The organism is Mycobacterium rhizamassiliense (genome assembly GCF_900157375.1).
Classification (GTDB): Bacteria; Actinomycetota; Actinomycetes; order Mycobacteriales; family Mycobacteriaceae; genus Mycobacterium; species Mycobacterium rhizamassiliense.
Genome location: NZ_LT721901.1, coordinates 5,199,953 through 5,225,058 on the forward strand (window position 1 = coordinate 5,199,953; position 25,106 = coordinate 5,225,058).

Here is a 25,106-nt window from a genome sequence, read left to right on the forward strand (position 1 = left end):
CGACCGGAACGTTCAGGGGCGGGAACGGGTGGAAGGTTAGGTGCGGTGGTCGAACGCAGTGTCCGTGACGTCGAGCGAGTCCCGAGCGACGTGACGGTCGAGGGTGACCAAGGCGCGAGCCAGGGACCCGGGCGCGGTGTCGGCTTTTTCCGTCGCGGTCGCCGGTCCTCGGGACCGGAGGCGCCAGCAACTCGAATGAGGCACCGCAAATGGGGGTTTGCGTCGGCCCGTCTCTTGAAGCGCGTCTGGATACCGTTGGTCATAGTCGTGGTGGTCGTCGCCGGTGGTTTGACAGTCGGGCGGCTGCACGGCATCTTCGGTTCGGAGAACCGGCCGGCGTACGGCGACACTAAAGTCAACGACAACAAGCCTTTTGACCCCAAGCACATTACCTACGAGGTGTTCGGCCCGCCCGGGACCGTGGCCGACATCGGTTATTTCGACGTCAATGCCGAGCCTCAGCGTGTCGAGGCCGCGCAGCTGCCGTGGAAAATAGTTCTGACGACCACCAAGCCGACGATTGTGGGGAACCTCGTGGCCCAGGGCAATACCGATAGCATCGGCTGCCGCATTCTCATTGGCGACGAAGTGAAGGCTGAAAAGGTGGTTAATGAGGTCAGTGCCTTCACCTTCTGCATGCTGAAGTCCGCATGAGCACGACTGACTTAGACAACCCGCCCTCCGCGCCTCCAAAACGGCCATTTATCCCGCGGAATATCCACCGTTTTTCGGTCCTAATTATTTTGGGCTGGCTGGCCATCACCATCGCATTGACGGTCTTCGTTCCTCCGCTGGAGAAGGTCGAAGCGGAGCACTTGGTATCGCTGACCCCGAACGACGCGCCATCGATCAAGGCGCTGCTCCGCTTGGGCGACGATTTCAAGTCAACCAACCCCGGCACGGCGGGCAGTACCGGCCCTACGGGGGCCGCGGCGATGATCGTCCTGGAAGGGGATAAGCCCCTCGGCGACGACGCCCGTCAGTACTACAGCAGCATGATTCGTCAGTTGCGCGCCGACCCAAAGCACGTGCTGCACATCCAAGACTATTGGGGTGACCCGCTTACACAGGCGGCTGCGATCAGCGCGGACGGCAAGGCGGCGTCGGTGGAATTGACCCTGGCCGGTAACCCGGGCCAGACGCTGGGAAACCAGTCGATCAAGGCTGTCCGGGACATTATCGGCAAGACCCACGCGCCGCCGGGCGTCAAGTCATACCTCACCGGCCCCGCGGCGGTCATCGCCGACATGGGTAACAGTGGTGACCGGACGATCGCGATCGTGACGCTGGTCAGCATCGCGGTCATTCTCATTACGTTGCTCCTCGTCTACCGGTCGATCGTGACGGTAGTGCTGTTGCTTTTGATGGTTTTCATCGAGCTACAGGTCGCTCGGGGAACCGTCGCGTTCATGGGTGACATGGGTTGGGTCGGCCTCACCACCTATGCGGTGAACCTGCTGGTGTCGATCGGACTCGCGGCGGGAACCGACTACGGCATCTTCTTCGTCGGGCGGTACCAAGAAGCGCGACAGGCCGGCGAGGACAAACTGTCGGCGTTTTTCACCACCTATCACGGAACCGCCAAGGTCGTCTTGGCGTCCGGCTTGACGATCGCCGGCGCCGTTCTCTGCCTGAGCTTTACCCGGCTGCCGTACTTCCAGCCCCTGGGCGTTCCCTGTGCGGTCGGTATCGGCATCGCGGTGGCGGTCGCGCTGACACTCGTTCCGGCCATGTTGGCCCTCGGTGGCCGCTTCGGCCTCTTCGAACCCAAGCGGCGATACCGGGTCAGCGGGTGGCGGCGTATCGGTACGGCCATCGTGCGGTGGCCCGCGCCCATTCTCGTTGCGACGATTGCCGTTACGTTGATCGGCCTATTGGCGCTGCCGGGATTCAAACCCAGCTACAACGACCAGGCGTACCTACCCAAGAACATCGCGGCCGTCCAGGGCCTTGACGCCGCGGGGCGGCACTTCCCCAAGTCCCGCATGATGATGCCCGAGATCCTGTTGGTCGAGGCGGATCACGATATGCGCGATCCGGCGGACTTCTTGATCTTGAACAAACTCGCCAAGGGCGTCCTTGCGGTGCCGGGGATTTCACGGGTGCAGGCCATAACTCGGCCCGAGGGCACCCCGATCGAGCACTCCACGATCCCCTACCTGCTGAGCTTGCAGCAGGGTTTCCAGCAACAGACCTTCAAGTTCCAAGAAGCCCGCATGAACGACCTGCTCACGCAGGCCAACGACATGGCGAAAATGGTTTCGATCATGAAGCACATGTATGAGCTGATGTCGGAGCTCAACAGGATCACTCACGAGATGACCGGCATCACGCATCAGGTGGAAGAGAAAACTAACGAGTTGCGGGACCACATCGCGGATTTCGAGGATTTCTTCCGGCCGCTCCGCAGCTATTTCTACTGGGAAAAGCACTGCTACGACATTCCCATCTGCTTTGCGATACGGTCCGTATTCGACACCATTGACGGCATCGACCAGATCAGCGAGAAGTTGCACTTGCTGGTCGGCGACCTCGACATGGTCGACATCCTGATGCCGCAGCTGATAGCCCAATTCCCGCCGCAGATTGCCATTTTGGAATCGATGCGGACAATGTTGCTGACGATGCACAGCACCATGTCCGGGATCTTCGGCCAGATGGACAGCCAGACCGACAATTCATCGGCCATGGGGCAGGCATTCGACGCGTCGAAAAACGATGATTCTTTCTACCTCCCACCGGCGGTTTTCAAGAGTCCCGGCTTCAAAGAGGTCATGAATGTCTTCATTTCGCCGAACGGCAAAACCGTGCGTATGTTCATTTCGCAGCGAGGCGATCCGGCGACGCCCGAGGGTATCTCGCGCGTCGACGAAATAAAGTCCGCGGCCGAAGAGGCCCTCAAGGGAACGCCGCTGGAGGACTCGAAGATTTACCTGACCGGCACCGCCGCGATCACCAAAGACTTGGTGGACGGTTCGAAGTTCGATCTTTTGATCGCCGGAGTCGCGTCTCTCTGCCTGATTTTGATCATCATGCTGATCATCACGCGAAGTTTTATCGCATCACTGGTGATCGTCGGGACGGTGCTGATCTCTTTGGGCGCGTCCTTCGGGCTCTCCGTACTCGTCTGGCAGTACCTTCTCGGCACCCAAATCCACTGGATGGTGGTCGCGATGTCGGTGATCGTCCTGCTTGCCGTCGGGTCTGACTACAATCTGCTGCTGGTTTCGCGAATGAAGGAAGAAATCCACGCGGGATTGAACACGGGCATCATCAGGGCGATGGGCGGCACCGGGCGCGTCGTGACGAACGCGGGGCTCGTCTTCGCCTTCACCATGGCCTCCATGATCGTCAGCGACCTGCGGGTCATCGGGCAGGTGGGAACGACGATCGGCATGGGGCTGCTGTTCGACACCCTGATCGTGCGCGCGTTCATGACTCCGTCGATCGCCGCGTTGCTTGGGCGGTGGTTCTGGTGGCCACAACGGGTGCGTCCCCGCCCCGCCAGTTCGTTGCTCAGGTCGACAGGACCACGTCCGGTTGTGCGTGCCCTGTTGTTGGGTCAGGGACAGCAGCGGTAAGTGGCAGATTTCCAGTTCAGGGCAGGGCCAGCAACCGTGGGGAGCATCGTGAGAAAGTGCGGCAACGGCACCTGCTGCCGCGTCGTGACCGACGGTGCCGCATGAGTATGGAAGCACCCAGCCCAGTGCACCGCCCGCGTGTCCCCCGAGTGATCCGCAGGTCAGCGGTCTTCGTCATCTTGGGTTGGTTGGTCTTCACGCTGTGCGTGTCTTTCTTCGTGCCGTGGCTTGAGACGGTCGGTCGCCAGCATTCCGTGCCGTTGGCGCCCCGAGACGCGCCCGCGGTGCAGGCTATGCAGCGCATGGGGAAAGACTTCAAGGAGTCCGACTCGGACAGTTTCGCGATGCTGGTGCTGGAGGGGCAGCAGCCGCTCGGCGACGACGCCCACACCTACTACAACCGATTGATTCGTGAGTTACGAAGCGACCCGAAGCACATCCAGCACGTACAGGATTTGTGGTCGGATCGACTCACGGCGGCCAGCGTGCAAAGTTCGGACGGCAAGGCCGTATACGTACAGCTGAACCTGGCCGGCAACCAAGGAACAACCTTGGGCCAGGACTCCATCGCCGCGGTCCGGGGCGTCATTGCGCGAACACCGCCGCCGCACGGCATCCAGGCCTACGTCACCGGCCCGGCAGCACTGCTTTCGGATATGCAGACCGCCGGTGACGGCTCCATCCTGCAAGTCACCCTGGTCGGCGCCGCAATCATTTTCGTGATGCTGCTTATCGTCTACCGCTCCCCCGTCACCGTAATTGTTTTGCTGCTGACGGTCGCAACCGAAGTCTTTGCGGCCCGGGGAATCATCGCGTTTATGGGCGACCATAATATGGTCGCGCTTTCAACGTTCGCGACCAATCTATTGGTCGCTCTGGCAATGGCGGCCGGAACCGACTACGCCATATTCTTCTTCGGGCGATATCAAGAGGCGCGTCAACTCGGCGAAGACCGGGAGATGGCCTACTACACCACCTATCGCAGCGTCGCCCCGGTAGTCCTGGGTTCCGGCTTGACGATCGCCGGCGCAATGCTGTGCCTGAGCTTTACCCGGATGCCCATCTTCCAGACGATTGGTGTGCCGTGTGCCGTGGGCATGCTGGCATCGGTCGTCATCGCGCTGACCTTGACCCCGGCCGTCCTTACTATCGGCAGCGGCCTCGGCCAGTTCGACCCCAAGCGCAAGCTGACGGTTCGGGGATGGCGCCGGATCGGCACGGCGATCGTCCGCTGGCCCGCCCCCATCCTGGCTACCAGTTGCGCGATCGCTCTCATCGGTATCGCCACGTTGCCGGGCTACAAGGTGAGCTACGACGACCGCCAATACATGCCGAAGGATATCCCCGCCAACTTGGGATACGCGGCCGCGGAGCGTCACTTCTCGCAATCGCGGATGATGCCCGAGATGTTGATGATCGAAGCGAACCACGACATGCGCAATCCGACGGACTTCCTCACGCTACATAAAGTGGCAAAAAATATTTTCCGGGTCCACGGTATTTCCCGGGTGCAGGGTATTACCCGGCCGGAGGGAACGCCGATCGAACACACGTCGATACCGTTCTTGCTCAGCATGCAGAACGCCGGCCAGTCGCAGGACATGAAGTACATGCGAATGCGTGCCGACGACATGCTTCAGCAGGCCGACATGCTGAGAGAAAGTCTCCGCCTGCTGAATAAAATGTACGACATTACGAAGCAGGTCCAAGCGACGGTTCACGACATGGTCGCCAGAACGCACGAATTGACCGAAATGCTCGACGGTGTCGAAACTAACCTCGCGAACTTTGAAGACTTTTTCAGGCCGATTCAGAGTTACTTCTATTGGGAAAAACACTGCTACGACATCCCTGTGTGCTTTGCGATACGGTCGGTATTCGACACTCTCGACGGCGTCGATGAACTTGACGAGAAAATGCACGACCTCGTCAAGAACCTGGACAAGCTGGATTTGATCTTGCCGCAGATGCTCGCCCAGTTCCCGATGATCATCGCGAACCTGGAAGGCACCCTGCAGTTCATGCTGACCAACCACAGCACCATGACCGGGATGCTGGATCAAATGAGCGACTCGCAGAAGCAGGCCAGCGAAGTAGGCCAGGCGTTCGATCAGGCCAAGAACGACGATTCATTCTGGCTGCCGCCGGAGGTCTTCCAGAACCCCGACTTCAAGCGCGCGATGAACTCGTTCTTCTCCCCCGACGGCAAATCGGTCCGATTCATCATTTCGCACCGAGGCGATCCTGCATCCGTCGAAGGCATAGCGCGCATAGATCGCATCAGGACTGCGGCCGAGGAAGCGCTCAAGACGACGCCGCTCGAGGATGCCAAGATCTTCGTCGCGGGCAACGCGTCGACCTATAAGGACTTCCGCGACGGCTCCAAATTCGATCTATTGATCGCGGGAGTCGGTTCGCTCTGCCTGATCTTCATCATCATGATCCTGATCACCCGAAGTTTTGTGGCGGCCCTGGTCATCGTGGGCACAGTGGCGTTGTCGTTGGGCTCGTCGTTCGGGTTGTCGGTGCTGGTCTGGCAGTACATTTTGGGCGTTCAATTGCACTGGATGGTGATCGCCATGTCGGTGATCATTTTGTTGGCCGTGGGATCCGACTACAACCTGCTGCTGGTGTCCCGAATGAAAGACGAAATAGGTGCCGGCATAAAAACGGGCATCATCCGCGCGATGGGTGGTACCGGTAAGGTCGTGACGAATGCGGGCCTGGTATTCGCTTTCACGATGATGGCAATGGTGGTGAGCGACCTGCGCATTATCGGTCAGGTCGGTACCACGATCGGCCTAGGCCTGTTGTTCGACACTTTGGTCGTGCGCTCGTTCATGACGCCGACTATCGCCGCGCTACTCGGACGCTGGTTCTGGTGGCCGCAGAAAGTCCGACCACGCCCGGCGAGTCAATTGCTCTGGCCCATCGGGCCCCGTCCGCTGGTGCGTTCGTTGCTGCTGGGAGATGAACACGCGGAGCAGGACGCGGCGACCGCCGAGATCCCGAGGGCCTCCGTCTAGCGGTCTGAACTCCCGATACGCCACCTCAGAGCGCCCACCATGGAATACTTTGTACGGTGAGCTCACTTGCGATCGAGGTTGTCGGCCTTGAGAAGACATTCGGAGGATCCACGCCGGCGCTTCGTGGAGTGAGCTTTTCGGTTCCGGCCGGAACGATATGCGGCCTCCTTGGCCACAACGGCGCAGGCAAGACCACAACCATCAATATCCTGTCCACCTTGATCCGCCCGAGTTCAGGCAGTGCCCTCGTTGCCGGGTACGATATCGTTCGTCAACCGGGCCGGGTACGTGCCAGCATTGGAATGGCCGGGCAGGCCTCGGCATTGGACCCGCTACTCACCGGCCGCGAGAATCTGGTGCTGTTCGGCAGGCTACGAGGCCTGCGCCGTCAGCAGGCAAAGGCTCGCGCCGACGAACTGATCAAACAGTTCGACCTCACGGAGGCCGCCGATCGGCAAATAATCACCTATTCCGGAGGCATGAGGCGTCGCGTCGACCTCGCCAGCGCCCTGGTGGTGCTGCCGAAGGTGCTCTTTCTCGACGAGCCGACGGTCGGCCTCGACCCCCGCAGCCGGCGCGACGTTTGGGCGCTGGTGGGATCTCTTGCCCTGCAAGGCATCACCGTGCTGCTGACCACCCAGTACCTGGAAGAAGCCGACGTCCTGAGCGATTCGATCGTCGTCATCGACCACGGACAGGTAATCGCCAGTGGCACCTCCGAGGATCTCAAGCGCCGGGTGGGCGGCAGCTACTGCCAGGTCACCCCGACCAATCCGGCCGACCTGCCGCAAGTCGCAGCTGTTCTGGTCGGGCTCGACGGGCTCGATATCGACGCAGATGCGGGCTCGGTGTCGGTCTTTGCTCCGGATGGGGTGGCCACGCTGGGCGAGGTGTTTCGCCGGGTCGATGCACTCGGTGTCGAACTCACCGATATCTCGCTGCGGCGGCCCTCACTCGACGAGGCATTCCTGCACCTTACGGAAACGCGGGTCGTCGCCCCATCATGACAGCGCTGGCAGCGCTCACCGAACGTGCACTGAAGTCTGCGGCGCGCGACGGTGGGCTGATGATGGAGTTACTACTACCGGTTGCCTATTTGGCCGGTTTCACCGTGGCGCTGCGCGGCCTGGTCGACACCGGCCGCATGACTTATGCGCAATATCTGGTGCCGGCAGTGGTCGTCCAGTCGGTGGTGTTCGTTGCGCTGATCACCGCCGACCGCTCCGCGCGCGATCACCTGACCGGGCTGGGTGAGCGGTTGGGCACACTGCCGATCTCCTCGGCAGTCCCGGTGAGCGCCCGCCTCGCAGCCACCCTTATCCGGGCCATACTCGCCCTCGTGGTCGCGATGGTTGCCGGCTACGTGATCGGGTTCCGGATGACCGGCGGACTGGGCTACGCAATGGCTTTCGTGGTCATTGCATTGCTCCTGTGCCTCGCCGTTGGATTGGGCGCCGACGCGTTGGGATCGAGCACGAATAGCATCCAGGGGGCCAGTCAGCTGCTGGTCGTCCCCCAATTGCTGCTGTTCATGCTGTCGACAGGAATCGCACCCGAGAGAACCTTCCCCGAGTGGTTGCGTCCATACGTCCGCAACCAGCCCGTGTCACAGGTCGCCGAGACGCTGCGCGGCATGGCCTGCGGGCACGTCGGGTTGGGCAACGTCACCGCCAGCCTGACGTGGTGTGCGGGCATGATCCTGGTCTTTGGCGCGATCACTCTGCGGCTGCAGAGGCGAGTCTAGTGACCAGGCATCCAAGCAGTCAGGGCTCGCTGCTATCCCAAAGCTGGGTGCAGGCCGGGCGCCTTCTCATCCGGTGGCGGCGCGACCGGGCGGTGCTGATGGGATCGCTGGTCTTCCCTGTCTGCCTATTGCTCGCCTATCAGGTGGTGCTGGACGAGCGAGTGCACAAGGTCACCGGCGTCGAGAGCGTCTACGGCCTGGTGCCGGTCTGTGCGGTGCTGTCCGCGCTGTTCGGCTCGTTAGGCAGCGCAGTCGGCATCGCCGTGGAGCGCGAGATAGGGCTACTCAGTCGGTTTTGGGTGTTACCGGTATACCGGGCAAGCGCCCTCACCGGACGGCTGACCGCTGAGGCGGTCCGAGCGCTAATCGGGACCATGTTGATCACTGCCGTCGGAATGATATTGGGCCTACGCTTCGCACACGGCTTTCTTGCGGCGCTGGTGTACATTTTCGTCCCCTCGATCTTGGCGGTCGGATTCACGGCGGTCGCCATGTCGCTGGCCATCAGGACCAATGGCCGCGTCGTCATGACCTGGCTGGCGAGCGTGACAGTCTCTCTGGCGTTCATCAATCCCGGGACCACTCCCATCGGGATGTTTCCCGGTTGGCTACAGCCATTGGTACGCATACAGCCGATGTCACCGCCCATCCAGACGATGTGGGCGCTGGCCCACAACGGCCCGATCGTGTGGCCACTGGCGATGACTTTCCTGTGGGCCATCGTGCTGCTCGCGGTGTTCATGCCCATCGCCGTGCGCGGCTATCGGGCCGCCGCCGAGTCCAGCGCGTAAGAAGGTTTCGCCCGACAGACGAGAAGGATAGCTTTGCGCGCTGTGACAGATCCTGTAGACGGCAGCATGGGCCATGGCCATCCACTGGCTGAGATGTTGCGGTTCATAGCAATTGCTCGCGCCCTTGTGGTGCGCCGAGCGTGGTACCCGTGAGCCCCGAGGAGGTTGGGAACGCGCCGGCCAAACCTCTGATATCGGTGTGCGTGCCGATGTACAACAACAGCACGACTATCGAGCGTTGCCTGCGTAGCGTCTTGGATCAGGACGGCGTCGAGTTCGAGATCGTGGTAGTCGATGACGAGTCGACCGACAATGGTGCCGCTATTGTCGAAGCCATGCTTAGAGCGGGAGATCGACTGGCACGCAATGACTCTCGACTCGGCCTCAACGAAAACCACAACAAATGCCTAGAACTCGCGCGCGGCGCCTATATTCAGTTCGTCCACGGCGATGACTGGTTACTTCCGGGAGCCTTGAAGACGCTCGGCCGGTGTTTTGACGATCCGGCTGTCGGGCTGGCCTTTGCACCCCGCCGTGTACTGAATGACAATGTCCCGCCGGGATTCCGGAAGCGGACACCGGAGAAGCTCCATATCTATTTCTGGAAGCTCGAAGAGTACAACCACGGGCCGTTTCTCGTTGCGCAGGTTGTGGGCCTGTTGGGTGCGAGCGCCAATTTCATTGGTGAGCCCACATCGGTGATGTTTCGGCGCCAACTGGCGCTGGACGCGGGGGGCCTTCGCGATGACGTCTATCAGGCCGTCGATCTGGATTTTTGGTTGCGATTGATGCTCCGGTGTGCAGTTTGTTTTGTGCCACAGGAACTTTCAGTGCGACACCACACCGCGGGCACGGAGACCTCGCGGATCATCCAAAATCGGCAACACTGGCTCGACCAACTACGCATTCTCACCTGGATGATCGTGGATCCGTCGTCGACCACCGTAATTCGATCCGTCGCGCGGGTGTGGTGGCCGGTTGCATGGTTGACGCTACTGGTTGGGGCCGCAGTATCCAGACGAGAGCGCCGGTCGCGTCTAAAGACCTTGCTAATGGCGCCTGTTCGCGAATTCGCCCGCGCGCGGCAGTTTCGCGATGGACTGTTACCCGCATCGATGTAACTGCCGCGCAAGAGTGGGTTGTGCTTGGGCATGCGGGAGCTCGTCTCGATGCGTCACAGGGTGGCGTTGAAGGTTGCTGACGACCTTCGGGGGAAAGCGATAAGATTGCTCGTGTAGCCCAGCTAGCAGTGCTGGTCTTGGTGTAGGCTCGCCGGCGTGTCACGCCCAATTCATTTCCATTACTCAGGGCAACCCAGGTGCAGCAGGGCTCGGTGTCGGTGAGTTCCGACGCTGATGGTGCACCCGTGGCCCCACTGATCTCGGTGTGCGTACCGATGTACAAGAACGGAGCGACGATCGAGCGTTGTTTGCGCAGCATCCTGGACCAGGACGCTGAGTACGAACTCATCGTTGTTGACGACAATTCGCCGGACGACAGTGTGGCCATCGCCGCAAAGATACTTAGACCGCAAGATCGGCTGATTCGCAACGAATCCAACCTGGGCGCTCACAAAAACCACATCAAATGTCTGGAACTAGCGCGCGGCAAGTACATTCAATATGTACACGGCGATGATTGGTTGCTTCCGGGAGCCCTGCGAATGCTCGCTCGCTGTTTCGATGATGCCGCTGTCGGCCTTGCTTTCGCGCCGCGACGTGTAGTGACTGATGACGCACAGTGGCTACATCACTGCGGCACGCTGCATACGCGGTTCCGGAAGCTTAAAGAACACAATGACGGACAGTCATTAGTCATGCAGATGGCGCTGCAAGGTCTCGGCACCAATTGGATAGGAGAGCCGACCAACGTAATGTTTCGGCGCCAACTGGCACTGACGGCGGGAGGCATTCGCTCCGATATCGCGCATCTTTCGGACCTCGATCTCTGGTTGCGTCTGTTGCTCAGGTCAGCGGCTTGTTTTATCCCCCAAGAACTGTCGGTGCGGCAGCACACATCGTTCACAGCAGAAACCTTCAAAGCGCGGCCCTGGTGGCTCGACCGACTGCGTCTGCTTACTTGGATGATCGTGGATCCCGCATCGACCACCAGAATTCGGATTATCGCGGGAGCGTGGTGGTTACCCGTATGGCTGCTGAGAGCCCTGGAAGTCGTTGCCTACGGGCCGGATCGACGTTGGCGCCTGAAAACGTTGATGTTCGCGCCCGTCCGGGAGTTCTCCACCGCTCTGCATTTGCGCGCCGAACTGAGGCGGAATGAGGGCCCTTCGTGAAACGCACCGGTTCTCATGGAGACTCGGGCTATTGATACCGACGAGGGATTGGTCAGTCTCTTTCGGAAATTGGACGATGACTTCGAACTTTGCGGGAGGTACGACGGCGAGGCAGGTTGCTGAACCACGACCCAGGCCATGAAGTCTTAGTATCCGAGGGCTTTGCGGCGTAGGGCTTCCCGGCCGGCGTTGTGGCCTTCGCTAGGCCCGTGCGAGTCGTGGGGGTCGCGACGATGAGGATGTCGGGCTCGGGACATCACCGGGTGCCCCGAGCAGGGCCATCCCTTCCAGCTTGGCGGACCACTCCAAGCCAGCAATCAGCAATGCAAACGTGAGTCGATATGTAGTATCCCAACTCGAATGGGTGCTCGGGTTTGGATCGGTCGAACCTGCGTTGATGGGAGAAGACAGTGTGCGATGTCACGACAAGCGACAGTCGCGGCGATCCAGAAACCGATAAGACTGCCCAGGCGCAAAGCGCGGCCCGCCCGGTCCTTCTGTTCGTGCTGGGAATGCCTCGGTCTGGAACATCGGCGCTCACGCGAGTTCTCTCGCTGTGCGGTGGGGTGCTCCCGGCCGAGCTTGAGGACGCCGACTCGTTCAATCCGCGTGGCTATTGGGAGCCGCGCGCTACCCACCACCTCAATGGCCACATGTTGCGCCGACACAACAGCACCGACGCCGACCCATCGCTTCGCTTACAGGAGGACGGCGCGTTCGACGACGAAGAGAAGGCCGCCTTCATCTCGAAGGTCAAGGCGTTTCTGACCACCCTGCCGGCCGCACCGATTGTCATTATCAAGGACCTTTACATAACGGCGCTGTCCGAGATGTGGTTCGAGGCGGCTCGTCAGTCAGGACTTGATATCGCGGTCGTGATTGCGTTGCGCCACCCGCAAGAGGTTGTCGCATCGGTTGCGGCGAGCCGCCGTGTGTCGCCAGAGTTTCCGAGTGCGCTTCCGAGCGCTATGTGGCTGAAATACACACTGCTTGCTGAAAGAAATACGCGCGGCCTGCCGCGCGTATTTGTCGAGTACGCGAACCTCCTTGACGACTGGAGGCGCGAAACGAAGCGCATTTCTGCAACCCTCGGGATCGAACTGAGCACCGAGGACGAGGATGTAATCGACGAGTTCCTCACACGGGATCTTCATCGCAACCGCGACTGCGGTCTGGTGACAGAACCGTTCGGCACCGACTGGATCTCCACAGTTTACGAAGCGGCGGGTGCGGCTGCGCGAGACGAGCCCTGGGACCAATCACTGTTGGACCGTGTCTTCGAGGCTTATCGGGTGAGTGAACGCGCATTTCGGACGGCCTTCGAGGATTTCCGTGACGGTGTGCGAGACCAACTGCCCGCAAACGCCATCCTCCTCCGTATCTTCCGCTGGGACTTCGTTATCGAAAGACGTCGTCGCCGTCGCCCCTGACCGCCAGCGCTCACCACCAAGACAACCGCCGCCTGGCGAAAACGGGCACCCAACGGGGACCTTGGTACGGCTTTCACTTCCGAATCTTCTTGAACCGTGCCGAGTACATCGCAGCCTCCATCAACACCACCTTGGCCGGCACCTTGTAATCAGTGAGCTTCGACCGGCACGCCGAACGCACTCGTGCACGCAGCGCCGGCAACGGCTCAGACTCGCTGAGCGCCACATGCGCCACCACGATCTGTCCGAGCAGGGTGTGCTTCTCTCCCTTCACCACCACGTCGACCACGTTGGGGAGTTGCAGGATGACGTCTTCGACCTCAGCCGGGTATAACTTTTGCCCCGCCACGTTGATCACGTCGGTAACGCGCCCCAAGATCTTGAACCACTCGCCGTCGACCTCCACCCGGTCTTGGGTGTTGAACCAGCCCGCGTCGTCGAAGCCGGTGGGGGCGTTCAGATAGCCCAGCATGCGAAACTCCGAACGAATCCACAAAATACCGTCGCGCACCTGCGTCTCGAAGCCTTGCCCACCAATTCGTACCCACAGTGAACCGTCGGCGCGCGATTGAGAGCGCAGCACACCTACCTCGGAGAGCCCATAGGTCTGCTGCAATTCCGCTTCGGGAAAACGCTCGCGGATGCGATCAAGCGTCGCCTGCGGCATCGTCTCTGTGCCATACGTGATGCGCTTCAACGAACTCAAGTCGTAGCGCTTTGGCAAGTCGGTCGCAGCCAGCATGGTCAGAAACGAAGGCGTAGTTGGCAGCAGGTCGACCTTATATTTCTCGATGGCCGCACAAATGGTTGGCAAGAGGCGATCTTCGGTAGTCACCACCGTGCCCAGGCTGCTGGTGATGGCAAGGATCGTGTTGATTCCGCCGAAGTGGTCCAACAAGAGAAATGGAACGGCCACCACCGGCGCCCGTTGCACTCTGAATCTGTCCATCACTCGCCAGAAGTCGTACAACATCCCTTTTGGCTTACCGGTCGATCCAGAGGAAAACAGCACTAGCCCCGGGCTTTTCGTCTGACGGAATTCGGCTATCAAGGGGTTGGTGACCGACACCGAGTGTGTCTCCATCTCCCACGCGATCCCGTCGGGCGCGAAAGCGATCCGGCGGGTACAGCCCGAGATGCCCAGCACCTCACCCTCTTCGATCACCGAGCCGCGCGTCATGGGGACGACGATTGCGCGGAGCCGAACCAGGGCCAGCAGCATGCACACGACCTCCGGGGCATAATCCGCGAGCACGACCACGGTGTCGTGGTGACCTACACCGGCCTGCTGCAGCTGGAGCTCCAGCGAGGAGATGCGCTCCGCCATCTGGCAGTAGGTGAACGGCGTTCCATGGTGAATGAAGGCCGCATTCTCACCCGCGCTGAGGAAACGCTCGAGCAGCCAGTCCATCCCGACATCCACGACGGAGCTCTCTAGTTCGGCACTGGCGCTCAGGCCACTTGCTCTTGCAGCACCAGTGACAAGAGCTTGAACGAGGTCGCGTTGGCAGCGTCTTCGTCGGGGAAAGAGACCCCGAACTCTTCCTCAAGCGCCAGCACCAAGCTCATCTGTCGCAGCGAGTTCCAACTCTCGATGCTGTCCATGCTGTCGTCGTCGCTGATCGTCGCCGGATCCACCTCCAAGACGGCAGCCATCACCTCTTTGATCTTCGTCGGATCAACCATTAATCAATTCCACCCAATCGCTGTCCGCCAGTCGAACATCGTTTACCTGGACTTCGTAACGGCGGCCGCCGTCATTAGTTTCCTCCGCCCTCGACAAGCCGAGCCGGTCGAAGAAATCTGCCACTTGACCGTTCTTAGCGGAGGGCAGGTAAGTCGCGGTCAAGCAGCGCTTGCCATGCTTTCGCGAATCATCAAACACGGTAGGCCATACGGCAAACTCAACGCCCCGCCCAATCACACGGCAGCTCATCAAGAAGGCATCGACCGTGGCTTGCTGGGCAGCGAAGTCCACAATGATCACGCCCGTGATGCCACATTCGCCGAACCGGTCGCTGACTTCGAACGAGTAGACGGTGCTCGCCGCGTCGTCCATCAGCGCCCCTATTTCACCCGGCGTGTAGCGGCGCGTGGTCACATTGAACTGGTTGGACTTCTGCGTCAGCTCGGCAATACGTGCGATCTGCTGGCGCGCGTCGCGGTAGATATGCACCTTCAGGTCTAGCGAGCGCAGGTAATCCTCTTGAGTTGCAAAAGCCTGCCGCGCGACCGCGGCCAGTGTGAGCTGTTTGTACTGCTGGGTTCTGCTCTTGCTCTCGGTGCTCAACCCGCCGGCCACGCACAGCGCGGCCACGTCCCGCAGCATCGCCGGGTATTCGCTGAGCTTCTTGGGCACCTGAAACACATTGACCTGCGGCAATCGTGTGCGCACGGCCTCCAACTCGAAATCGGAGTCGTCGATGAAAATGAAGCTCTCCAGCCCGAGGTTCAGCTCGGTGGCCAGGGCTTGCAAGTTAACGACCTTCGGCTCCCAGTTCACCTTCTTGGCGGCAAAGTGCTCGTCTTTCAGCACGGCGTTGGGGTGCGTAGCGAACACCTCATCGGCATCGGCAAGATTGTTCTTGGTGCACAAGCAGAGCAAGATGCCTTGGGACTCGAGCTGGCGAAGCTGTTGCTGCACAGCCCAATAGACGTTGCCCGGGTAGTTGTACGGATCGAGCGCGATGCCATTCAGACCGTCCTCGCCGACGATTCCGCCCCATAGGGTGTTGTCGCAATCCAACGCCACGACTTTGTAGAAGTACGACGCGAAGCCACGTGTGGCCAGCGCAAAGCGGCGAGCGAACTCGTCGAAGAAAACGGGTGTATACGGGGCCTTGCCCGCGTAATAAAAGCGCGCATCTAATGCGGACTTCTCGCCCACATGAGTCACGATCGCAGCCGTGTCGAGGAACTGCGCGTTCGCATGCTCGGCGGCCAGCTCCTTCATCGCGCCGTTGAAGTCGAACAGCAGCTCCCCCGCGGCGCCATAGGGTGTCGAGTTCCACAGGTGGGCGCCCACGAGCGTCAAACGGCCCACCGATGCTGCTTGACCTACCGCAAGCTTGAGCTTCGACAGCCAAGTCAGCATCCTTGCCTGCTGGTCTTCGGCGACGAGCGCATCGAGTTGAGATTCCCACGCCGCGTAGAGGTTGTCGAAGAAAGGCATTAGCAATACGTGGTCGACGCCCTGGGCCACGAACTCCGTCACGTCATTCAACATGTCGTCGTACGAGCCGTTGATGACCTCCAGCCGCACATCGGCGAGATACGCATAGCGGCGGAGGTAGTTAGCCAACAGGTCTACTGAGATGTTGGCGGCGATTCCGAGCTTCAGCGTGCGACCCGTGTGCTCAGCCTTGTCGAGTGTGGACAACGCCTTGAGGACGTCGGTCATGGCCGCGTTGGGGTTGCGCAGAATCGCTAAGGCGTCGGAGCGCGCATCACTCACGACATCGTTCCCCCGCCATTCACCTTCAGGCTTTGGCCGGTGATGTAGGCAGCCTGATCAGACAGCAAAAACGCAACCGTTCCCGCCACGTCGGCCGGCGTGCCCAATCGACGCAGCGGCTTTAGGCGCGCGGTCACCAATTGCTGTTTTTCACTCACGCCGCTGATGAACCGAGTATCCGTCATGCCCGGTGACACGCAGTTGACGGTGACCCCGTGCGGGCCAAGCTCGGCGGCCAGGTAGCGCGACATCGTCGCGAGCGCGCCCTTGGCGGTAGCGTAGGCCGTCCAGCCGCTCACCGGTGTCCCGTCGACGGATTCCGACGTTATGCAAACGATGCGCCCTCCCCGATTGGCAGCCATCGCCGGGGCGACCGCCTGAATCGCTAGAAAGGCGCTTTTGACTTGCACATCGAGGTGCTGCTGCATATCGGCCCAGCTCATCTGCGCAAGCGGTTTGGCCACGATGCGCGGCGAAGCCGCGTTGATGAGTGCACTCACACCGCCGAAGTGCCCTTGCGCGGCATCGTTCAAGCGCGCACACCCCTCCGCGGTGGAAACGTCGGCCTGCACCGCCACGGCGCGTGTCATCGCCGGCTCGATCGCGTTCAGCTGACGCACCAACGCATCTGCGCGGTCGCGGCTATTGAGGTAGTTAACGACGACCGAGTAGCCGTCGGTGGCGAGATGTTCGCAAATCGCGCTGCCAATGCCCCCGCCCCCGCCGGTCACGATCGCGGCCTTGAGGGCGGACTTCGGCGCAACGGCGCTGGCCTTGGGCGCTTCAAGCAACTTGACCTTGCCCTGGCCCACTAGCACCGCTTGGCCATGCTGGTTGGTGATCCGCATCTCCAGCTCTAGCAGCCGGTCGCGTACATGTTTGCGCACCACTGTGCAGCTCACCGTGAGCGTGTCACCTAGCCGCACCGGCAGGCTGAAATCGAACGACTGCGACACCCACAGTGCCCCCGGCCCCGGAAGTTTGGTGCCAATGACAGTCGATACGAACGACGCACCCAGCATGCCGTGCACGACAATCTCTTTAAAGGGCGTGTGATTCGCGTACTCGGCGTCCACATGCAGCGGGTTATCGTCGCCCGTCAACTCGACAAATCTGCGGATGTCGGCATCGGTGATGGTTTTGACGAGAGAGGCAGTTTCGCCTTCTTTGACATCATCAAAATTAGTGAACACGGTCATAGCAGTCCTCGGTCGATGATCACATCGCCCGAGCCGCGGAGCGGACGCGGGCCAGCTTGGGAACGGCCCAGCAATTGGCCGACTTCACTGCGGTATCTCCAAAGTCCAATCCCAGACACTCGCCGCGAAATTGAACCCTGCGCCCACGCCCGCCAACACCACCCGCTGGCCGGGTCTCATCCTGCCCTTGTGTACTGCTTCGCTCAAGGCGATGGCGAGCGACGCCGAGCCCGTGTTGCCCACCTCGGCGACGTTGGCGTAGGTCTTATCCAAGCCGAAGCCCATCTTTTTCACGAGGTATTCGATCAATCGCAAGTTGGCTTGGTGAAAGACTACAAAATCGATGTCGCTGACCTCGTAATTTGACTTAGCGATCGCCTTGCGAATGGTGGGCGGAAGGTGGGTGATCGCCTGCTTCCAGGTGGCGATGCCGTTCATCTCCATCAAGTCCACCGCACGATCAAAGGGCCGGCCATTGTTGGGGAACATCGAGCCCCCGCCACGCTGGCGCACCGCGTCGAAGTTAGAGCTGTCGGTATGAAAGGCGGAGTGGCGAATCCCGCCCTGTGCCACCCGGCCTAGCACGGCAGCGCCGGCGCCGTCGCTGAGATAGATGGCGGTATTGACATCGCTGCCGTCGATATACCGGCTCAGCATCTCGACGCCGATGACAAGTGAGCAGCGGACGGTGTCGTCGACCCTCATGCGGTCGGACGCCGCGGTCAACCCGGTGACGAAGCCCGAGCAGTTGGCTTGCACGTCGTAGATCTGTGCGTGAGTGGCCCCGAGCTGCTGCTGCACCTTGGCTGAGACCGGCGGGTAGATGTAGTCCCCGGAGAAGGTGCAGCAGATAATCACGTCGAGCTGCTCGGCGGTGATTTGGGCCATGTCCATCGCCTGTTGTGCCGCGGCCAGGGAATAGCCCCAAGCTGTGTCGTCTGGGGCCGCAATACGGCGCTGGCGGATGCCAGTTTTTTCCTCGATCCAGGCGGGTGTCACGGCTGGTGTCGGGTCCAACGTCTGGCACAGCTCGTCGTTGTCGACCACCCGCGCAGGCAGGTGGTGGCCCACCCCGATGATGGAAATGGCGGGCAGTGGCACGGTAGGAATCGGAGCGGCGTTCATGGTGTAAAGACTTGCAACCCTCTCGGTGACAGGAGTGCGATACGGCGATATAAAATGCGGATCAATCGGGCTCCGCCAGGAACTCACGCAGCTTGTGATTGTTTTCGCGAATGCCTTTCAACGTCGCGCTGCCCCCGTGCCCGGGTAGAACGAACACGTCGCCGCCGACTCGGGTAAACAGGCGGCGCAGCGAGCGGCGCAGCGTTGGCGAGTCTTCACCAGGCAATTGCGACAGGCCAACTCGATTGGCATAGAGCGAGTCTCCGGAGAACAAGAAACCTTCGACCTCGATGACCGCGCTGCCCGGCGTGTGGCCGGGCGCGGAGTGGAACACGAAAGACCGCCCAGCGCAGGCTAAATGTGGGTCCTCACCCTCCAGCAGCTCGAATTCCGGTAATTTGATCCGCTTTTCGATCTTGAAGGCGGCCATCAAGAAGTTGGACATCTTGGCGGCTTTTACATCGGCTGCGCACAGATAGACAGGGATGTGGTGCCGCGACTGCAGCTCAGCCGCCCCGCCCACATGATCGAAATGACCGTGCGTGCAGAGCACCGCCTCAGGGATCCAGCCAGCCTCGTCCAGCTCCTGCTGCAAGGAGCCTGGATCCAGGCCCGGGTCGACAACTACGCAACGGCCCGGGGCGCCCGAAGCCAACAGGTATGTGTTGGAAGAAAAGCTCTGATTCGCAACAACGCGCAAAGTGTCGGCACCGGTGGTCATTTCCATCTCAGGCCGCCTCGATGCTGCCATTCGACAGGTCCAGCGGGCACCGTATCGACCGCAACATCACCATGTCAGTGCACCCCGCCCAGGTACACCGTCTGTGCGGTGATGCATTCGCTGCCGGGCCCGCAGAAGAAGTCGAGTACGTGTGCCACGTCCTCACGGGTGGCCATGCGAGCAAGCGGCAGGCTGGCTATCACGGCATCGACCTTATCGCGCGGCAGTTGGCCCAACATATCGGTTGCGAATGCCGTGACGCCCATTGTGTTGCAGGTGATGTTGGTTGCGGCCAGTTCCTTTGCCATGACGTTGGCCAGAGTGGTGACGGCAGCTTTCGTCGCCGCGTAGACCGAGTCGCCCATGGGTTCCAGGCTGACGGCCATCGAGCTGACGCCGACGATGCGGCCCCATTTGCCCTTGCGCATGAGCTTGGCGGCCTCCCGCGAGACGAGGAAGGTCCCCACCAAGTTGGTGTCCACCATGGCTTTCGCTGAAGCGGCCGGCAAAATCATCGCGTACTGCGAGGTCAGTACTGCCGCGTTGTTGATGCAGATGTCCAGCTTGCCGAAGCGTTTCCGAATGGCTTCGAAGCCAGCGCCGACCGAAGCTGGATCACCCACGTCGACCGCCATGTCGAAGCGGCGATCCGACGTAGACGCCTCGTTGGCGTGGCGACTAAAGCCCACCACCCGTGCACCCCGTTGCTCGAAGTGGTCGGCAATTACCGCGCCAAGGCCTCGGCGTGCCCCGGTGACGAGCACCACCTTGTCGTCGTAGAGCGTTGACATGGCCGTCGCTCAGTCCCCCAGCAGCTCGAGGATGTAGGCGGTCAGCGTCGAAACGTTGACAAAAGGAACCGGATCCCGCTCCATTGCCTTGTCATCGGTCAGGGCGACGGATTGGCCGAACGCATCAGCGGACAGGGTCTCGATGTCCACCATCACCGACACCAGCTCAAGCGAGTTCAGCAATGCGTCGGGGCCAAAGAGGGCCGTGTCGGGGCCGATGTCGATCTGCTCGTCGGAGCCGCGCTCGTTGTTCAGCGTTTCGAGGGCCTCAAAGATGATGCGTTCGACTGCGTCTTTGTTGCTCATGTTTGGACTCCGTTAAATCTCTTGCAGCAACCATCACTTGCGCAACTCATTGCGCCTTCCTCGCAGCCTTGATAAAGACCTCCATCTTGGGCTCCGTTCTGGCCCGGTACTCCTCCGCCAGCATGCCGAAAACTACCGCGTCTTGAAACTTGCCGTTGATGAAATAGTGGTTTCGCAACCGTCCCTCTTCGGTCAGGCCCATGAACTTCTGCCACTTGATCATGAGCGAGTTGTCCGACGCGACCGCGCCATGCACTCGTTGCAGCCCCAGCTTGCCGAAAGCGAACTCGTAGATGAGCTTCATGGCCTCGACCGCAGCAGGCACGCCTCGTACGGCCTCTTCATCCCCGATCAAAAAGCGCCCGGGCTCAGCACGACGATGGATGGTATCGACGGCGGTCAACGAGACCATACCCACCGGGCGGCCATCTTTTAGCTCAATCACGAAGTTGTATTCCGAGTCGGGCCGCGTGGCGATCCATTTGGCTTGTTGCTGCACGCTCCGGGGAGCGGCATTCAGGTTGGCCGCGCGTGCGCTTTGGCGCCACCCAAGGGTGACTGCCGCATCGTCCACGGCTAGCGGCCGCAGGGTGACGAACTCGCCCCTGAGGGTGATATCGGCCATGCTGCTCAACGCACCGGAGTGCAGACCATCGCCATCGCGCCGGGCACGGGCACGCCGCGCTTCGGGGCTGGGTAGGCATTGGCGAAGTAGTAATGCTCGACATGCAGACTCGCTTCTTCGGCCTGCACCAGCACCTCCTCGGCGTTTCGGTAGAGGTAGATGTGGTCGGCGTTGGCCGCGTTCAACGCCGCGGTGATGAATAGCTTGCCGTCGGGAGTGGTCATATTCTTCAGCGCCCGCAGCAGCGCTACCGGATCCTCGAGGTGCTCGAGCACCTCCACGCAGATTACGTGGCTCACCTGGTCTTCCGGCGGGTGCTCGATTACGTCGCGTAGGTCGGTGTCGTAGCGGTCCAACAGCCCGAACGCCTCGAGGTGGGCGCGGGTGAAGCGCACCGAGACCGGACTCAGATCGTAGCCAAAGCCCTCCGCAGCCGGCACGGTCTGCAAGGCAATGCGCGAGTACACGCCGGTGCCGATGCCGACCTCGGCAAAGCGCGGATCGCTCTGCTGAGCCAGCGAAGACAAAAAGAACCGCTCGAAGTACTGCAACTGCAGATAGTGGTGCGACCAGAGGTAGTGCGATAGCAGTAGTCCGGGTAGGTACTGCGTGTGCATGTACTCCTCGTTCAAATACACCTCTTGCGCAGCCTCGGCGAACGTCTTGGCGGGGTAGGCGCGTTCGATCTCGAAGCGACGTTGACGACGCATCGAGTCCACCGCGAACGCCGCGTAGCCCTTGACCGCGTCCGCCAGTGCCACCGGGTCGCCGTAAACGTGAGCTAACAGTTCCTCGAAGGCGGTGTCCCACTCGGGGCCGAACTCGGCACTGGCACGCTCAATGTTGTTCTGAGCGAAACGCGCCTGGTCCCTGATGACAGCCTGGGCGGCCCGAGTGTGCTCACGGATCATCGATCGAATCCCGTCCTCGTCGACTCCAGCCGGGCCTCCATCATGTCAAAGGGTCGATGCGCCTCACATGGTCGGCCGCTGCGAACGGTCCAGATCCCGCGCGACTGTCCCTTCATGAGCGAAACGATCGACAAGCATCAATCACGCGGGCGACGCCTTCGTCGGACAGATGAGGACCGATGGGCAGGCTAAGGTGAGTCCGCGCAGCCTGCTCCGCGATCGGGAATGCTCCCGCGGTGAGTCCGAGCGGAGCAAAGGCGCCCGACAGGTGCGGCGGAATCGGGTAGTGCACCAGTGTTTGAATCCCCTTGGTAGCCAAATGATTCTGCAATTCGTCGCGCGATGCGTGGTCAACTACATATAGGTGCCAAACATGTTCGCGATCGGACGTGACACTGGGCAGGCGCAGTCCCGGGACAGCGGCGAGTTCTTCCGAGTAACGCTGTGCGATCGTTTGCCGGCGAGCATTCCACATGTCGAGATGCCCCAATTTGATGCGCAGTACCGCCGATTGAATCTCGTCCAGTCGCGAGTTCGCCCCGAGGAGATCATGTACGTATTTCTGACTGCTTCCATAGTTGCCGAGCGAACGAATGCGCGCGGCGAGGTCGGGGTCGTCGCTGGTCACAGCGCCCCCGTCGCCCAGCGCCCCAAGGTTTTTCCCGGGATAGAAACTCCACGCGACGGCGTCGCCATGTGCACCGAGGCGCCGCCCGTGGTAGCGCGCACCGTGCGCCTGCGCGGCGTCCTCCACCACCGCCAGCCCACGCTGTCTCGCCACCGCCAGAAGCTCTGCCATGTCCGCCGGCTGGCCGTAGAGGTGCACCGGTACGACGGCACGCGTTTGCGGCGTGATTGCGTCCTCGACCCGGACGGGGTCTATGTTCCACTGACCCACGATCGGTTCCACGCCGACCGGACGAGCACCGGTGTGCGCTACCGCGATCCAGGTGGCGATGAACGTGTTGGTCGGGACGATGACCTCGTCACCGCTACCGATTCCAAGGGCGCGCAGTGCGAGCGTGATCGCGTCCAGGCCATTGGCCACTCCGACCGCATGCTTCGCGTCGACGAAGGCGGCAAAATCGCGCTCGAAGGCTTCCGTTTCTTCACCCCGCACATACCAGCCGCTGCGCATGACTCGCTCGACAGCTTCGAGAACCGGTCCTTCGAGCTCCTGCGTGGCGGCGCGAACGTCCAGAAAAGGGACGGAAGGATCGGTCATTGTCAAATTCCAAGCTCGAAATCATTCATTCGCTGCGTATCCTTTGCCCACTTTTAGTATTTGAGAAGAATTCGTTTATTCGCATTGATTGTCAGCCGAACGATGGCCGGTCCCCTTAGACGGCGGCGCCTCCGCCAATAGGGCTGCGGCGGGTCACCGCCAGAAAATCCTGATGGTCGCGAATGTAGTCCGATTCGTCGTAGGGTAGTGACGCGAAGACCAGGCACACGGCTCCCGTGCAGAAGCCTATGATCTCCCTCCAGATCAAACGTGGTAGATATAGGCCGTAGTAGGACCGGTCGAGTGAAATAGCTCGTTGACTGTCACCATCATCGACCGTGATCGTGAAAGACCCCGAGACCGCCACAATCAACTGCTCCAGCTTCAGATGCGCATGCCCACCGCGCTCGGCCCCCCCGGGAACGTCGTAGAGGTAGTAGACCCTCTTGATGTCAAAGGGAACGTGCACTCCGCCGTATAGCGGCGACAGGTTCCCGGCGGAGCTCCCCACCCTTCCGAGATTCACGATTTTACATTCATCAACGCTACTCATACCGCGCTCCGGAGACGTATGAAATCTGCATAGTCGCGGATATAATCATCACGCTCGAACGGATTAGAGGCGAGAACCAGAGCCACTGAATTGGTAGAAAAGTTGATCATCTCCCGCCATATAAAATTGGGAACCAGCAAAGCATGATAAGAGCGATTCAACGTATAGTGGACATGATGCGAACCATCGTCCAGCATGACTTCGAAGCTGCCCGATAGGGCCAATATCAGCTCTTGACCCGTCCGGTAAGCGTGGCCCCCGCGCACCGAACCACCGGGAACATCATAGATCCAAAAGGCTCTGGCAATATCGAACGGAACATGCTTGCCCGATTCGATGAACGTCAAGTTTCCACGAGGGTCGTGAATCTTCGGCAGATCGATCAATCGGCAGTCGTTAATACTAATCACGGGCGTCCTGCTTGGTGCGGTCTCAGCCTGCATGTCAACGGAGCGGAGGCGGATTGGGTCGTGCGATCCGGCGGGAGCGCTGATCTGAACTCCAGCCTGTCGCTAGTCCGCACGGCCGATTCATCGGCTGAGGCCATACGCTCCCCGACCTCCTGCGAAACGACCACCAGTCCAACGGTATACGTGAGCTATTGTCGAGAAAAAATAAAGGCACGATCCCTGAAATTCGGTAGCATACCGGTCTTACCGCATTCCTTTTTCGACACCAGCTTGAACCCGAGTTCAGCAACCTTTGACTCAAGGTCGGCGTCCGTGATGCCCCACTGCCAGATACCCGGGAAATCCCGCCATGGTCCGTCAAACTCCGGATGCTTCTGGTCGAGTTTTTCAAAAAGATTTTTGTATTCCTCAACACGACGACTATGGGGGACGTTGCGGAAGTATTCTTTTTCGCCCAAATCCAGCAGCCTGACAGTCTTGTCTGAACCTGTCCATTGCTGATTATATATCAACAAATGGCGAACATTCTTGGCGTACATCTTGAGGATTGTGCCCCAATCGGGCCCCACTTGGTGCAGCAACACGTCGAACAAGAAGACGGCGTCAACTTCACCTACTTCATCGGCGATGGCTTGGCTGCCGAAGTTTCCATTGATCAGCCGAAGTTGCGGATGCGACTTTGCCCGGTCGACAACAGTCGGGGTCAGGTGGAGGTCGACGAGTGCCGCATTTTTCACACCGTGCTTGTCCAGCGCGTGAAATGTATACGCGCCTTCCACTCGCCAGACACCGCCTAGATCTGCGAACGACTCGATGCCGAGAGACGGGAACGCCTTGTCTATCATGCCGACTTTATCTTTGTTGATAATCTTCCGAGACAGAGACAGTTGAAACACCAAATCGCCTTTCAGAATCCCGTAA

The 25,106-nt window shown here is 60.5% G+C and carries 23 protein-coding genes; 9 read left to right on the top strand and 14 right to left on the bottom strand.

The genetic code is table 11. The features are described 5' to 3' along the window. Positions 1 to 195 precede the first annotated feature (195 nt). The 9 genes from MRAB57_RS24560 to MRAB57_RS24600 all read left to right on the top strand — a co-directional run bounded on the left by MRAB57_RS24560 (position 196) and on the right by MRAB57_RS24600 (position 12,865). The gene (locus tag MRAB57_RS24560) at positions 196 to 654 is read left to right on the top strand and encodes an MmpS family transport accessory protein (RefSeq protein WP_077089662.1); all 459 of its coding nucleotides are present in this window, start codon (positions 196 to 198) and stop codon (positions 652 to 654) included. Next, complete coding sequence (locus MRAB57_RS24565) at positions 651 to 3,581, top strand: MMPL/RND family transporter (protein ID WP_077089663.1); 2,931 nt, start codon at positions 651 to 653, stop codon at positions 3,579 to 3,581. Before MRAB57_RS24560 ends, MRAB57_RS24565 begins: the two co-directional genes overlap by 4 nt. 101 nt (positions 3,582 to 3,682) lie before the next feature. After that, the gene (locus MRAB57_RS24570; RefSeq protein WP_077089664.1) at positions 3,683 to 6,607 is read left to right on the top strand and encodes an MMPL/RND family transporter; all 2,925 of its coding nucleotides are present in this window, start codon (positions 3,683 to 3,685) and stop codon (positions 6,605 to 6,607) included. A 56-nt stretch (positions 6,608 to 6,663) separates the two neighbouring features. After that, positions 6,664 to 7,614, top strand: a complete 951-nt coding sequence (locus MRAB57_RS24575; protein ID WP_077089665.1) for an ATP-binding cassette domain-containing protein — start codon at positions 6,664 to 6,666, stop codon at positions 7,612 to 7,614. Further along, the gene (locus MRAB57_RS24580) at positions 7,611 to 8,351 is read left to right on the top strand and encodes an ABC transporter permease (protein ID WP_077089666.1); all 741 of its coding nucleotides are present in this window, start codon (positions 7,611 to 7,613) and stop codon (positions 8,349 to 8,351) included. The genes MRAB57_RS24575 and MRAB57_RS24580 overlap by 4 nt, the downstream gene beginning before the upstream one ends. Continuing rightward, positions 8,351 to 9,142, top strand: a complete 792-nt coding sequence (locus MRAB57_RS24585) for an ABC transporter permease (RefSeq protein WP_077089667.1) — start codon at positions 8,351 to 8,353, stop codon at positions 9,140 to 9,142. The genes MRAB57_RS24580 and MRAB57_RS24585 overlap by 1 nt, the downstream gene beginning before the upstream one ends. 140 nt (positions 9,143 to 9,282) lie before the next feature. Beyond that, positions 9,283 to 10,263 (top strand): glycosyltransferase, encoded by a 981-nt coding sequence (locus MRAB57_RS24590; protein WP_077089668.1) that lies wholly within the window; start codon positions 9,283 to 9,285, stop codon positions 10,261 to 10,263. Positions 10,264 to 10,460: 197 nt separating this feature from the next. Beyond that, complete coding sequence (locus tag MRAB57_RS24595; protein WP_281254391.1) at positions 10,461 to 11,435, top strand: glycosyltransferase family 2 protein; 975 nt, start codon at positions 10,461 to 10,463, stop codon at positions 11,433 to 11,435. 512 nt (positions 11,436 to 11,947) lie between these two features. Next, positions 11,948 to 12,865, top strand: coding sequence for a sulfotransferase family protein (locus tag MRAB57_RS24600; RefSeq protein WP_083743652.1), 918 nt, complete (start codon positions 11,948 to 11,950; stop codon positions 12,863 to 12,865). 73 nt (positions 12,866 to 12,938) lie between these two features. On the opposite strand, the gene MRAB57_RS24605 is transcribed toward MRAB57_RS24600, so the two are convergent. From MRAB57_RS24605 to MRAB57_RS24670, 14 genes are all read right to left on the bottom strand, one after another. After that, positions 12,939 to 14,276 carry a class I adenylate-forming enzyme family protein gene (locus tag MRAB57_RS24605; RefSeq protein ID WP_077089670.1) on the bottom strand — a complete coding sequence of 446 codons (1,338 nt, stop codon included), beginning with the start codon at positions 14,274 to 14,276 and terminating at the stop codon, positions 12,939 to 12,941. A 41-nt stretch (positions 14,277 to 14,317) separates the two neighbouring features. Then, positions 14,318 to 14,551: an acyl carrier protein gene (locus MRAB57_RS24610; protein WP_077089671.1), complete on the bottom strand. Its 234-nt coding sequence runs from the start codon at positions 14,549 to 14,551 to the stop codon at positions 14,318 to 14,320. Continuing rightward, entirely contained in the window at positions 14,544 to 16,319 is a 1,776-nt protein-coding gene (locus MRAB57_RS24615) for an HAD-IIIC family phosphatase (protein ID WP_077089672.1), read from the bottom strand. The genes MRAB57_RS24610 and MRAB57_RS24615 overlap by 8 nt, the downstream gene beginning before the upstream one ends. Further along, positions 16,316 to 17,518: an SDR family oxidoreductase gene (locus MRAB57_RS24620; protein ID WP_077089673.1), complete on the bottom strand. Its 1,203-nt coding sequence runs from the start codon at positions 17,516 to 17,518 to the stop codon at positions 16,316 to 16,318. Before MRAB57_RS24620 ends, MRAB57_RS24615 begins: the two co-directional genes overlap by 4 nt. An 84-nt stretch (positions 17,519 to 17,602) precedes the next feature. Further along, complete coding sequence (locus MRAB57_RS24625; RefSeq protein WP_077089674.1) at positions 17,603 to 18,643, bottom strand: 3-oxoacyl-ACP synthase III family protein; 1,041 nt, start codon at positions 18,641 to 18,643, stop codon at positions 17,603 to 17,605. Positions 18,644 to 18,704: 61 nt separating this feature from the next. Then, complete coding sequence (locus tag MRAB57_RS24630; RefSeq protein WP_077089675.1) at positions 18,705 to 19,370, bottom strand: MBL fold metallo-hydrolase; 666 nt, start codon at positions 19,368 to 19,370, stop codon at positions 18,705 to 18,707. Positions 19,371 to 19,438: 68 nt separating this feature from the next. After that, positions 19,439 to 20,155 (bottom strand): SDR family NAD(P)-dependent oxidoreductase, encoded by a 717-nt coding sequence (locus MRAB57_RS24635; protein WP_077089676.1) that lies wholly within the window; start codon positions 20,153 to 20,155, stop codon positions 19,439 to 19,441. A 9-nt stretch (positions 20,156 to 20,164) separates the two neighbouring features. Next, on the bottom strand, positions 20,165 to 20,461 hold the full coding sequence (locus tag MRAB57_RS24640) for a hypothetical protein (protein WP_077089677.1): 297 nt from the start codon (positions 20,459 to 20,461) through the stop codon (positions 20,165 to 20,167). A 46-nt stretch (positions 20,462 to 20,507) separates the two neighbouring features. Further along, positions 20,508 to 21,086 (bottom strand): GNAT family N-acetyltransferase, encoded by a 579-nt coding sequence (locus tag MRAB57_RS24645; protein ID WP_077089678.1) that lies wholly within the window; start codon positions 21,084 to 21,086, stop codon positions 20,508 to 20,510. Between the two features lie 5 nt (positions 21,087 to 21,091). Further along, complete coding sequence (locus MRAB57_RS24650; RefSeq protein WP_077089679.1) at positions 21,092 to 21,997, bottom strand: class I SAM-dependent methyltransferase; 906 nt, start codon at positions 21,995 to 21,997, stop codon at positions 21,092 to 21,094. A gap of 112 nt (positions 21,998 to 22,109) precedes the next feature. Next, on the bottom strand, positions 22,110 to 23,222 hold the full coding sequence (locus MRAB57_RS24655) for a DegT/DnrJ/EryC1/StrS family aminotransferase (RefSeq protein ID WP_077089680.1): 1,113 nt from the start codon (positions 23,220 to 23,222) through the stop codon (positions 22,110 to 22,112). 115 nt (positions 23,223 to 23,337) lie between these two features. Then, positions 23,338 to 23,775 carry a sugar 3,4-ketoisomerase gene (locus MRAB57_RS24660; protein WP_077089681.1) on the bottom strand — a complete coding sequence of 146 codons (438 nt, stop codon included), beginning with the start codon at positions 23,773 to 23,775 and terminating at the stop codon, positions 23,338 to 23,340. Next, on the bottom strand, positions 23,772 to 24,218 hold the full coding sequence (locus MRAB57_RS24665; RefSeq protein ID WP_083743522.1) for a sugar 3,4-ketoisomerase: 447 nt from the start codon (positions 24,216 to 24,218) through the stop codon (positions 23,772 to 23,774). Before MRAB57_RS24665 ends, MRAB57_RS24660 begins: the two co-directional genes overlap by 4 nt. Positions 24,219 to 24,373: 155 nt before the next feature. After that, positions 24,374 to 25,030 (bottom strand): class I SAM-dependent methyltransferase, encoded by a 657-nt coding sequence (locus MRAB57_RS24670; protein WP_077089682.1) that lies wholly within the window; start codon positions 25,028 to 25,030, stop codon positions 24,374 to 24,376. Positions 25,031 to 25,106: the final 76 nt, after the last annotated feature.

Excerpts from the sequence above, each read along its gene's own strand:
- MRAB57_RS24560 (WP_077089662.1), top strand. The coding sequence starts at position 196 with ATGAGGCACCGCAAATGGGGGTTTGCGTCGGCCCGTCTCTTGAAGCGC.
- MRAB57_RS24565 (WP_077089663.1), top strand. The coding sequence starts at position 651 with ATGAGCACGACTGACTTAGACAACCCGCCCTCCGCGCCTCCAAAACGG.
- MRAB57_RS24570 (WP_077089664.1), top strand. The coding sequence starts at position 3,683 with ATGAGTATGGAAGCACCCAGCCCAGTGCACCGCCCGCGTGTCCCCCGA.
- MRAB57_RS24580 (WP_077089666.1), top strand. The coding sequence starts at position 7,611 with ATGACAGCGCTGGCAGCGCTCACCGAACGTGCACTGAAGTCTGCGGCG.
- MRAB57_RS24600 (WP_083743652.1), top strand. The coding sequence starts at position 11,948 with ATGCCTCGGTCTGGAACATCGGCGCTCACGCGAGTTCTCTCGCTGTGC.
- MRAB57_RS24605 (WP_077089670.1), bottom strand. The coding sequence starts at position 14,276 with ATGGACTGGCTGCTCGAGCGTTTCCTCAGCGCGGGTGAGAATGCGGCC.
- MRAB57_RS24610 (WP_077089671.1), bottom strand. The coding sequence starts at position 14,551 with ATGGTTGATCCGACGAAGATCAAAGAGGTGATGGCTGCCGTCTTGGAG.
- MRAB57_RS24620 (WP_077089673.1), bottom strand. The coding sequence starts at position 17,518 with ATGACCGTGTTCACTAATTTTGATGATGTCAAAGAAGGCGAAACTGCC.
- MRAB57_RS24625 (WP_077089674.1), bottom strand. The coding sequence starts at position 18,643 with ATGAACGCCGCTCCGATTCCTACCGTGCCACTGCCCGCCATTTCCATC.
- MRAB57_RS24630 (WP_077089675.1), bottom strand. The coding sequence starts at position 19,370 with ATGGAAATGACCACCGGTGCCGACACTTTGCGCGTTGTTGCGAATCAG.
- MRAB57_RS24635 (WP_077089676.1), bottom strand. The coding sequence starts at position 20,155 with ATGTCAACGCTCTACGACGACAAGGTGGTGCTCGTCACCGGGGCACGC.
- MRAB57_RS24640 (WP_077089677.1), bottom strand. The coding sequence starts at position 20,461 with ATGAGCAACAAAGACGCAGTCGAACGCATCATCTTTGAGGCCCTCGAA.
- MRAB57_RS24645 (WP_077089678.1), bottom strand. The coding sequence starts at position 21,086 with ATGGCCGATATCACCCTCAGGGGCGAGTTCGTCACCCTGCGGCCGCTA.
- MRAB57_RS24650 (WP_077089679.1), bottom strand. The coding sequence starts at position 21,997 with ATGATCCGTGAGCACACTCGGGCCGCCCAGGCTGTCATCAGGGACCAG.
- MRAB57_RS24655 (WP_077089680.1), bottom strand. The coding sequence starts at position 23,222 with ATGACCGATCCTTCCGTCCCTTTTCTGGACGTTCGCGCCGCCACGCAG.
- MRAB57_RS24660 (WP_077089681.1), bottom strand. The coding sequence starts at position 23,775 with ATGAGTAGCGTTGATGAATGTAAAATCGTGAATCTCGGAAGGGTGGGG.
- MRAB57_RS24665 (WP_083743522.1), bottom strand. The coding sequence starts at position 24,218 with ATGCAGGCTGAGACCGCACCAAGCAGGACGCCCGTGATTAGTATTAAC.
- MRAB57_RS24670 (WP_077089682.1), bottom strand. The coding sequence starts at position 25,030 with ATGATAGACAAGGCGTTCCCGTCTCTCGGCATCGAGTCGTTCGCAGAT.